The sequence below is a fragment of the Azospirillum brasilense genome, assembly GCF_003349955.1.
Classification (GTDB): domain Bacteria; phylum Pseudomonadota; class Alphaproteobacteria; order Azospirillales; family Azospirillaceae; genus Azospirillum; species Azospirillum brasilense_B.
Window position 1 is genome coordinate 1 of sequence record NZ_QLKQ01000141.1, and the last position, 8,859, is coordinate 8,859.

Here is an 8,859-nt window from a genome sequence, read left to right on the forward strand (position 1 = left end):
AAACTGACCTTGCGCTCTGAAGCACAACGTCAATAGGCTCGTCAGACAGGACCTAACCTTCTCCCCAGGGGGGAGAAGGAACGGTGGTCCCTCCCTCCAGCAACGCCCGCAAATCCTCCTGGCGGCGGACCGTCCGCACCCCCAGCGTGCCATCGCGGCCCCGGATCGCCACCTCGTGGCGCTCCAGATGCTCCAGCCCCTGGAGTCCCGCCAGCTCGGCCGCCGCGTCGGAGAAGACCACGGTGGCGCCCAATGTCTTGGTCATCTCCTCCAGCCTTGCGGCGACGTTGCCGGTGTCGCCGATGAATTGCAGCGATCCGTCCTCCGAACAGGCCACCGCCCCGACCACGGCGAGGCCGGAATGCACCCCGGCCCCGAAGGCCAAGGGCTGGTCCAGCTCCTCCGCGAGGTCGCGGCTCAGCACCTCGATGTCGCGCCACAGGTCGGCGGTGGCGCGCAGCGCGCTGGCCGCCGCCGCCGCGGGGTCGTCCTCGTTGGCGAACATGCCCATCACCCCGTCGCCGGCAATGGCGATGACGTAGCCGCCGTGCCGCCGGATCGCGTCGGTGACCACCTGGACGTAGCGGGTGACGATGAACAGGGCGTCGAAGGGCAGCCGCTCCGCGGCCAGCGAGGTCGATCCCCGCAAATCCACGAACAGGGCGGTGATCGCCAGCTCCCGCCCGCTGTCCATGGGGGCGGTGACGGCGAAGGTGCGGCCGTTGTCCCGCGCCGACAGCAATGGCGTCACCGACAGCGGCGCCACCGGGCGGAGCTGGCAGGCCAGCCGGACGGCGCGCGGCGCCTTCATCCGCTCCAGCACCGCCCGTTCCGTGGCGTTGGGCGGCGGCAGGGCGTCCACCCCCTCGGTCACGCGGATGCGGCAGGTGGAGCAGCGCCCCCGCCCGCCGCACAGCGCGGTGTGCGGGATGCCGTTGGCGCGGCTGGCCTCCAGCACCGAGGTTCCGCGCGGGACGGTGACCGAGCGTCCGCCGGGGTAGGCGATGCGGACCGGGCTGGTCGCCCGCGCCCGCCAGTTGCGGTATTGCCGCAGCCCCAGCGTGCCGACCAGAAGCAGGACGTAGGTGTTGAACACGCCGCCGCTGATCGCCGCCAGCGCGGCGCGGTTCTCCGCCTCCGGCGTGCCGGGGGCGGGCGGGCGGAATTGCTCCAGATAGGTGGGGTCGGCGGCGGCCCGGCGCTCGGCGTCCCAGCCGGCGTTGACGATCCCGGCCAGCGCCAGCAAGGGCAGCAGCATGGCGAAGGCGCCGAGCAGCGCGGCGCGGCGCCGGTACCAGGGCTTCGTCATCAGCCAGCCGCGCATCCCGATGCAGCCGTGGATCCACACGATGACCAGCAGCAGGAGCTGGCGCCACAGCAGGGTTTCCGGCGCGGTGATCCAGTAGAGGACGATCGCCCGCGGGTAGGTCAGCGGGTCGTCGTAGAGGTCGTCCGACAGCATGCCGGCCATGCCGTGGGAAATCAGCAGGAGGGGGATGCACAGCCCCAGCCCGAGCTGCCACGCCTCCCCGGCGGGCATGCGCAAATGGCGGCGCCGGTACAGCGCCCACAGACCCAGCCCGGCGTGGGTGACGAAGGAACCGGCGAGCAGCGCCTGCCCCGGCAGCGTGTCCCAGGCCCACAGCAGCGTGCGCCGCGCCACCTCCATCCCCGGCAGCAGCAGCAGGCCGGCGGCGTGGGCGAGGAAGTGGGTGATGACGAAGGTGAACAGCGTCAGGCCGGTGAACAGGCGCAACGGGCGTTCGATCCGGCGTTTCATGAACGGGTCCCGGTCATGAACGGCGGCGGGCGGCGGATGGGACGGTCGTCATGTCGGTCGGCGGGCTCGGGCTGTGAAGGTCGGCTTCGGCGTGGCGTCCCCGGGCATCCTATGAGATCATCCCGCGCCATGCCACAGCCGGACACCCATACCCCTTCATGAGGCGCCGGAGCGAAACGCTGGCCGGGGCGGCGCTGTTCCGCTCCCTGTCCCCCGACGAGCTGCGGGCGCTGGAGGACCGCTGCCTCTGGCGCCGGGTCGAGGCCGGGCAATGGATCATCGATTTCGAGGATGAGGGCACCGACGTCTTCGTCGTCGCCGCCGGTCTGGTCCGGGTGACCATCCGCGCGATCTCCGGGCGGACGGTGATCCTGCGCGACATTCCCGCCGGGGAGTTCTTCGGCGAGCTGGCGGCCATCGACGGCAAGGCCCGCTCCGCCGGCATCGTCGCCGTGACCAACGCTACGGTCGCTTGCATGCCCGCCCCGCTGTTCCGCGACTGCATCCACCGCCACCCCGACGTCTGCGACCAGGTGATGGTCCTGCTGGCCGGGGAGATCCGGAAGCTCGCCACGCGGGTGAACGAGTTCAACACGCTGGACGTGCGCCACCGCATCTATGCCGAGCTGCTGCGGCTGGCCCGGCCGGACGGGCGGGGGGAGCACAGCGCGACCATCTCCCCGCCGCCGCCCCACGCCGACCTCGCCGCCCGTGTCAGCACCCGGCGCGAGGCGGTCTCGCGGGAGCTGAGCGCCCTGGAGCGCGACGGGCTGCTGGAGAAGCGGCGGGGGGCGCTGGTCCTGCTCGACACCCGCCGCCTGCGGGAGCGGGTCCGGCAGGCGGCGGAGGAGGATTGACGGCGCGCCTTTACGCCTTCACCGCCTCGGACTCGATGATGATCTGGATGTCGTCGCCGATGTTCGGCACGCCGTACTTCATGCCGAAGTCGGAGCGCTTGATCGTGCCGCGGGCGGAGAAGCCGACCGTCTCCTGCTTGCTGGCCGGGCTGACGCCGTCCTTGTTGAAGGTCACGTCGAGGACCACCGGCTTGGTGACGCCCAGCAGGGTCAGGTCGCCGTGCAGCTTGCCGGTCTTGTCGCCGGTCGTCTCGATCTTGGTACTCTTGAAGGTCATCTTCGGGAACTCCTTCGCGTTGAAGAAGTCCGGCGACTTCAGGTGCTCGTCGCGCTTGGCGTGGTTGGTGTCGACGCTGGTGGTGTCGATGGTCACCGACAGGCTGCTCTTGTCCGCGGCGTCCTTGTCGAAGGACAGCTCGCCGGCCACCGTGTTGAAGCGGCCCATGGCCTTGGCGAAGCCCAGATGGTCGACGATGAAGACCACCGCGGTGTGGGCCGGGTCGAGCTTGTAGGCGACCGGGGCGGCCTGGACGGTCATCGGCAGGGCGACGAGGGCGGACAGGGCGGCGGTGGCGAGAAGACGCTTCATGAGTCGAAAGTCCTTTGTTCGGATGGAACGGGATGTAAGGGGTGGGTCAGTAGCCGGACACGTCGGAACCGGCGGAGAGAAGGAAGGCGACGCCCACGGCGGCGGCGGCCGGCACCAGGGCGATGGCGGTCAGCGCCACGGTGCCCATCGCCCGTCCCGCGGCGGTGCGCGGCAGGGGCAGCCGGTCGCGCAGCCGGTCGGCGAAGAAGGCCGGCAGGACGAGCAGCAGGGCTTCGGCGTGGGCGGAGGAGAAGAAGGTCAGGGTGGCGGCCAGCAGGACCAGGATGCCCAGCGCCGCCTGACCGGCGTTGCCCCAGGCGTGGCGCTCCACCGGCCAGTTCCACAGCAGCAGGCCGCCGGTGGCCGCGGCCAGCGCGAAGGCGAGCTGGGCGACGGAGGCCGAGGCCCCGACCAGCGCCACCCCGCCCACCGCCACCGCGGCGGCCAGCAGGGCGACGCCGGGCGTCGCCGCCCCCTCGCTCTCGCCGGCGGTGCGGGACAGGGCGATCCAGCCGCCGGCCAGCAGCAGGACGGCGGCGGTGATGGTGTCGAGGCTTCCCGGCAGCACCGGCAGGGCGATCCACAGCAAGGACGCCGTCACCCAGGCGCCGAGCAGCCAAGTGCCGCGGCGGCGGTCCAGCCCGGCGAGGTCGGCACCGACCCCGATGACCAGACCGGCCACCGCGCTCCAGAACAGGCGGCCCATGCTGGAGGGCGGGGGCAGAGCGGGCAGGCCGACGATCAGCGCGTAGGCCGCCAGGAAGGCGGCGGCAACACCCGCCGCCGCCAACCGGGGACCCCGCGTGCGCCCGCCGGCGAGACGGACCACGCCGACGGCGGCGACGCCAACCACCAGGGGAAACAGGGCGGTCTGCACCACAAGATCATCGAGCAGAGCCATCGTCGGGGCACTCCAAGCCGCAGGAAACGGGACGCGGGGCGGAGCCTGCCGGGATGGAACGGTCAGGCCAGCGCTTCGCGGCGCGGCTGGAGAGTGCCGTCACGGCTCGCTGACGCCTGTGCGAAAACGCACATCGCGAACGCTGTGCAACCGGGTTTTCGAGCGTGAGCGACGCCGTTGGAGCGGAACGTCTGTTCCGCCCGTGCGTGCCGTCCGTGCTGGTTTGGGGGATGGGCACCACGTTGCAAAGGTCGGGGCTGCTCCCTGGGCCGGCGACTTGCGTGTGTCGGTTCAGCGCCAGAAGTGGTCATTGTCTAACTTGTACGGCAATCAATTTATCCGGACTATCATTTCTGAACCGGGCTCTCGGCACGCTCTGGGGTCGGCTGGCAAAGGGCCGCTTTGCGGACGGTAGGGAGGTGAAATGTCTGTCTTAGGCAAATTCCGAAATTTCTGCTGTCCTGAAGGAAATTAAGGTGGCTAATACTGACAAACGCCCCAGCTTCGACCGCATATGACCATAGGATACCATCCACTAATGAATTATATAAAGAAATAGCGCGCCACCTCATTTCGTTATGGCCAGGCGATTACCATGATTTTCCCAAATGATAGGCGCCATATCAAACTAAAGCTGTGGAGATGTAATTTTATTTTGGACGTTAGACTGCTCACTTTCCGAGAAATGGCGGAGCTATGGGTTTGGCCACGATCGCTGGGCAGATGATGTCTGGCAGCATCAATAGAAAATGTCAGTTAAGTCTGGCCTATTGTGACCGCATGCCCTAAAATTTTATTGCTTTGAATATCACTCGGAGGATGGACGTGGCAGAGGATAAGACTGTTCCGCCGCCATTAGGGGAAACGCGCGGTGATGCTGTTGCCAGGACGCTTAACGTTGCTGCAGGTCTTATCCCCTGTATCGGACCGATGGTGCAGATCGCTTTGAATGAAACTATCCCAAATGCCCGTATTGAGCGGATCGAAACCTATTTACGGTATCTATCCGAACGTATCGATGAAATCCGGTTGGAATCAGCACTGAATAGGCCCGAGGGGCTCGATCTGTTCGAGGAAGGCATTTGGCAGGCAGTCAGGGCGTTAAGTGATGACCGCAAACAACGTATTGCCACCCTGGTTGCCTATGGCCTGAGCGCAGAAGAAGCGCGAGGGAGGAGAATTCGCCATTTTCTGCGCATTCTGAACCAACTGGATGATGCTGAAATATTCATTCTATCACGCTGCGCAACGGAGAATGCTTTATTTATTGAACAAGATCGCACCAGAAGTAAAGATGGTGATTATAGCCCGATCGATCACTCAATTCTTTATCACATCGAATCATTCGGTCTAGTTAGAGAGACTAAGAAAGACTGGAAATCCCTCTCTTTCATTTTTTGCATTACGCCAATTGGCCGCGAGTTTCTTTCATATTTGGGACTTTCGAGCTGAAACGTACGGTAATACGCGGCGCGACGAATGGACATTGGCGGAAAAACTGACCCTCGAATGCCCAAGAGCGCCCAAGTAGTGTCTGACGGAAAGAGTCTGCGCAGAGACTGGCGGGTCATAGCGAGCTTGATCCAGACCAGAAAGTTGAGGGCGAAGTTCATGGCGGCGCATCATGGTTGCGCCGGTTGGAAAGGGCTACCGCTTCCAGCAACTCCAACGCGCCGGTCCGTCAGACGTTACTTAGCCAGCACTTGCCTAACCAAGCGGGAAACTATAGCTTATCAACGTTTATAGAACTTTTTATATAATGGTTGCGGACTGAACTATAGGCGGATACAGTCTCCGGTCCAATCTGGTCGCTGGCAGACATAAGGTCATAAACTCTAAATAGCTTCTGATTAATCCTTCTGGCGAACCTGTCAGGGGTTGTGATTCCGGTGCTCCTAATTTGTTCCGTAACAACATCAAGATTAAACAGAGGAGTCTTCAATATTAATTCCACTATTACACCAGCGTTCATGCTTCTACGGTCATAGTCCACCAAACCATTTACTGTGTCAATGTAGTCACTGAGCGTATCAAGCACCTCCAATGTTTTCTCATGAGAAAAACGGGCTGGGTGAGCCCAAAGCTGATCGATCTGCTGGTCTGCAAATAGCCGCTTGGCTGTCTCAAAGATTAACTTACTCTCCCGATTCAGGATTGCCCCTCGTGATGCCCAGAACTCACTCGTGCCGGCGTCGGCAAGCTTGATGCTCAGTCCGTACTCACCATAGAGTGCCGAATGCCCATAGACGTGTGCAGAAGCATCATATACCAGAATATTCCCAAGATGTGGATCGCCATGTATGCTACCCGCATTGTAAATAAAATTAAGAGCACGCGAATAAAGGCGCCAGACTAAGTTGCGCTCCTTAACGGGGCGGTTACTCTTGATCCATGCCTTTCCTGAGCAGCCACGCACAAATTCCATTACGGCATAGGGGTGGCCTTCGACACGTCCGAAATAGTGTGTGGAAACAATGAGCGGATGATTCAGTTGAGCAATTTTCGTGGTCTCAAGTTGCGCGCGTTCAAAGCCGCGAGCGTTCCAAACCTTAACCGCTATCTGGCGGTTTAGCGTCTGATCGATTGCCTCAAATACAACAGCGTTAGCCCCTCTGCCCGCTTCTTTAACGAGACTAAGCCCCGGAAATTGCAGCAACTTCCCTCCAATCAGTAGGGAACCTTCATGGATCGCAAACGATTCTTCAGGATTGGACATTTCTAAATTCCATAAGTCCATAGGTTGCAGGCGGGCGGCTGCTCATTTCTAACGAAAATGGATGTCGCAATTCATCTAACATTCGGCCACGTTAATCAATAAGCTGGTCGAACGCCACGGCCCAGGGCGGATTATTCCCGCCACCTCAACCAGTGCCCGCTTCTGGCGCATAGCTGTCATGAACCAAGGTCCGATTCGGGTCAGATTCAGACGTTCGAGAGAGTGTTCCAAAAGCGAGAGCTGAACCGGTGAAAATCCGCCTCAGGGCGGGCGCGGACGCGTCCCTGCCCTCCAACCGGCTTCGACCTTGCCCATTCCGCGCCGCCGGTTGGATGTGTTCGGCACCGGTCGGCGGCGAGCGCCGACCGTCCGGGCTTCAATATGGACCGGTACAGTCACGCAAGGGGCCGTACCCTTGGCACCCTTCTCTCCTCCGGGATTGAGAGGCGTCAGAATCCGTGGAAGCGGGTGAAGTCGGCGACCGGGGCGCGCTCGGTCTCCAGGCGGTTTTCCGGCGCGTCGGGGTCGGCGTGGCCCAGCGCCATGCCGCTCAGCAGGATGTCGCTGTGCGGGATGTCGAGATGGCGGCGGACAATCCGGTGGTACGTGATGAAGGCGGCCTGCGGGCAGGTGTCCAGCCCGAAGCCCCGCGCCGCCACCATCACATTCTCCATGAACATGCCGACGTCGAGCCAGCTTCCCTGCTCCATCCGCCGGTCCATGCTGAAGAACAGCCCGACCGGGGCGCCGAAGAAGTCGTAATTGCGGGCGTGCTGCTCCGCCATCGCCGCGCGGTCGCCCTTGGCGATGCCGAGCAGGCCGTAGAGGTCCCAGCCGATCTTCCGGCGCCGCCCCAGATAGGGCTCGAACCACTGGGTCGGGTAGTAGGTGTATTCCGCCTCGGCCTGGGCGTCCGCCGGGTCGAAATGGGCGGCGCGCAGCTCCGCCGACAGCGCCTCGCGCGCAGCACCAGCCACCGCGTGGACCTTCCAGGGCTGGATGTTCGACCCGCTGGGCGCCCGGCTGGCGGCCGCGAGGATCTCTTCCACCACGGCGCGCGGCACCGGCTCGGTGGTGAAGGCGCGGACGCTGCGGCGGCTGCGCAGGGCCTCCAGCGCGGACAAAGGGCGGGGATAGGATTCTTCGGACGCCATGGGCGCGCTCCGCTGCGGACGGTGTCTCATGAACCCTGTCCGGGGAACGGCGGCCCTCTCAAGGACGGAGAAGGACGGTCAGGCTGGCAGCAGGCGCTGCACCGCGTCAAGGAGCTGGTCCTCCTCGAACGGCTTTTCCAGGAAGGCGGTCACGCCGGCTTCCCGCGCGCGGGCGAAGGTCGCGGGATCGCCGCGCCCCGACACCATGATGACGGGCAGGCCATGCAGGGTCGCGCCGAAGCGCTCGATGAACTCCAGCCCGCTCATCACCGGCAGGTGCAGGTCGAGGACGAGGCAGCCCGACGGCTTGCCGTTGTACTGGTCCATGAAACTCTGACACGACGCGTAGTCGCGCACTTCGAAGGCACAGGCTTCGAGCAGCGCCTTCATCGAGTCCCGCACCGGCTCGTCGTCGTCGACGATGTAGACGATGCTATCGCCCGGTTCGGCCAAGACTGCCTCCAGCATCGGAAATCACGCGGAATGACGCCCGTCGTCTGGGCGTTACAGGGAAGATAGAAGCCGACCGGCGGTGCCGGAATACGGAGTTCCCCTTATCGGGCGTGGTTTTGATGTGGATCAGTCGCCGCCGGTGCCGCCCGGCGGCCGGACTCACTCCCCTTTGGGGGTGATGCCGGCGGCCAGGGCCATGCGGACCAGCGACGGCAGGCTGTCGGCGCGCATCTTCTCCATCACGCGGGCGCGGTGGATTTCGACCGTGCGCGGGCTGATGGACAGCTCGAAGGCGATGACCTTGTTCGACTTGCCTTCGACCAGCCATTGCAGCACGTCGCGTTCCCGCGGCGTCAGGCTGGACAGCCGCTCCATCACCTCCGGGGAGACGGCGGGGGCGGCCGGGGCG

At 64.2% G+C, this 8,859-nt stretch carries 9 protein-coding genes; 2 read left to right on the forward strand and 7 right to left on the reverse strand.

The genetic code is table 11. From position 1 onward, the window contains the following. Positions 1 to 52: 52 nt before the first annotated feature. Positions 53 to 1,780, reverse strand: a complete 1,728-nt coding sequence (locus tag DXK32_RS31310; protein ID WP_114862068.1) for an adenylate/guanylate cyclase domain-containing protein — start codon at positions 1,778 to 1,780, stop codon at positions 53 to 55. Between the two features lie 158 nt (positions 1,781 to 1,938). Between DXK32_RS31310 and DXK32_RS31315 the strand changes: the two genes are divergently transcribed. Continuing rightward, positions 1,939 to 2,637: a Crp/Fnr family transcriptional regulator gene (locus tag DXK32_RS31315; RefSeq protein WP_051658559.1), complete on the forward strand. Its 699-nt coding sequence runs from the start codon at positions 1,939 to 1,941 to the stop codon at positions 2,635 to 2,637. A 10-nt stretch (positions 2,638 to 2,647) separates the two neighbouring features. On the opposite strand, the gene DXK32_RS31320 is transcribed toward DXK32_RS31315, so the two are convergent. Then, positions 2,648 to 3,226, reverse strand: a complete 579-nt coding sequence (locus DXK32_RS31320) for a YceI family protein (protein ID WP_114862069.1) — start codon at positions 3,224 to 3,226, stop codon at positions 2,648 to 2,650. A gap of 46 nt (positions 3,227 to 3,272) precedes the next feature. Next, positions 3,273 to 4,127 carry a hypothetical protein gene (locus tag DXK32_RS31325; RefSeq protein WP_114862070.1) on the reverse strand — a complete coding sequence of 285 codons (855 nt, stop codon included), beginning with the start codon at positions 4,125 to 4,127 and terminating at the stop codon, positions 3,273 to 3,275. A gap of 825 nt (positions 4,128 to 4,952) precedes the next feature. Between DXK32_RS31325 and DXK32_RS32500 the strand changes: the two genes are divergently transcribed. Then, the gene (locus DXK32_RS32500) at positions 4,953 to 5,579 is read left to right on the forward strand and encodes a hypothetical protein (protein WP_162801437.1); all 627 of its coding nucleotides are present in this window, start codon (positions 4,953 to 4,955) and stop codon (positions 5,577 to 5,579) included. 271 nt (positions 5,580 to 5,850) lie between these two features. Here the strand turns inward: DXK32_RS32500 and DXK32_RS31330 are convergent, their stop codons facing one another. The 4 genes from DXK32_RS31330 to DXK32_RS31345 all read right to left on the reverse strand — a co-directional run. Beyond that, complete coding sequence (locus DXK32_RS31330; RefSeq protein ID WP_162801438.1) at positions 5,851 to 6,843, reverse strand: protein kinase domain-containing protein; 993 nt, start codon at positions 6,841 to 6,843, stop codon at positions 5,851 to 5,853. A gap of 449 nt (positions 6,844 to 7,292) precedes the next feature. Then, positions 7,293 to 7,997: a nitroreductase gene (locus tag DXK32_RS31335; protein WP_114862072.1), complete on the reverse strand. Its 705-nt coding sequence runs from the start codon at positions 7,995 to 7,997 to the stop codon at positions 7,293 to 7,295. A 78-nt stretch (positions 7,998 to 8,075) separates the two neighbouring features. Then, positions 8,076 to 8,465 carry a response regulator transcription factor gene (locus DXK32_RS31340; RefSeq protein ID WP_247877433.1) on the reverse strand — a complete coding sequence of 130 codons (390 nt, stop codon included), beginning with the start codon at positions 8,463 to 8,465 and terminating at the stop codon, positions 8,076 to 8,078. A gap of 144 nt (positions 8,466 to 8,609) precedes the next feature. Beyond that, positions 8,610 to 8,859 (reverse strand): response regulator transcription factor (locus DXK32_RS31345; RefSeq protein ID WP_247877434.1); only part of this gene is annotated, 250 nt, incomplete at its 5' end.

Bases quoted from the DNA above. Each gene is read 5' to 3' on its own strand.
- DXK32_RS31330 (WP_162801438.1), bottom strand. From the start codon at position 6,843: ATGTCCAATCCTGAAGAATCGTTTGCGATCCATGAAGGTTCCCTACTG.
- DXK32_RS31335 (WP_114862072.1), bottom strand. From the start codon at position 7,997: ATGGCGTCCGAAGAATCCTATCCCCGCCCTTTGTCCGCGCTGGAGGCC.
- DXK32_RS31325 (WP_114862070.1), bottom strand. From the start codon at position 4,127: ATGGCTCTGCTCGATGATCTTGTGGTGCAGACCGCCCTGTTTCCCCTG.
- DXK32_RS31315 (WP_051658559.1), top strand. From the start codon at position 1,939: ATGAGGCGCCGGAGCGAAACGCTGGCCGGGGCGGCGCTGTTCCGCTCC.
- DXK32_RS31320 (WP_114862069.1), bottom strand. From the start codon at position 3,226: ATGAAGCGTCTTCTCGCCACCGCCGCCCTGTCCGCCCTCGTCGCCCTG.
- DXK32_RS31340 (WP_247877433.1), bottom strand. From the start codon at position 8,465: ATGCTGGAGGCAGTCTTGGCCGAACCGGGCGATAGCATCGTCTACATC.
- DXK32_RS31310 (WP_114862068.1), bottom strand. From the start codon at position 1,780: ATGAAACGCCGGATCGAACGCCCGTTGCGCCTGTTCACCGGCCTGACG.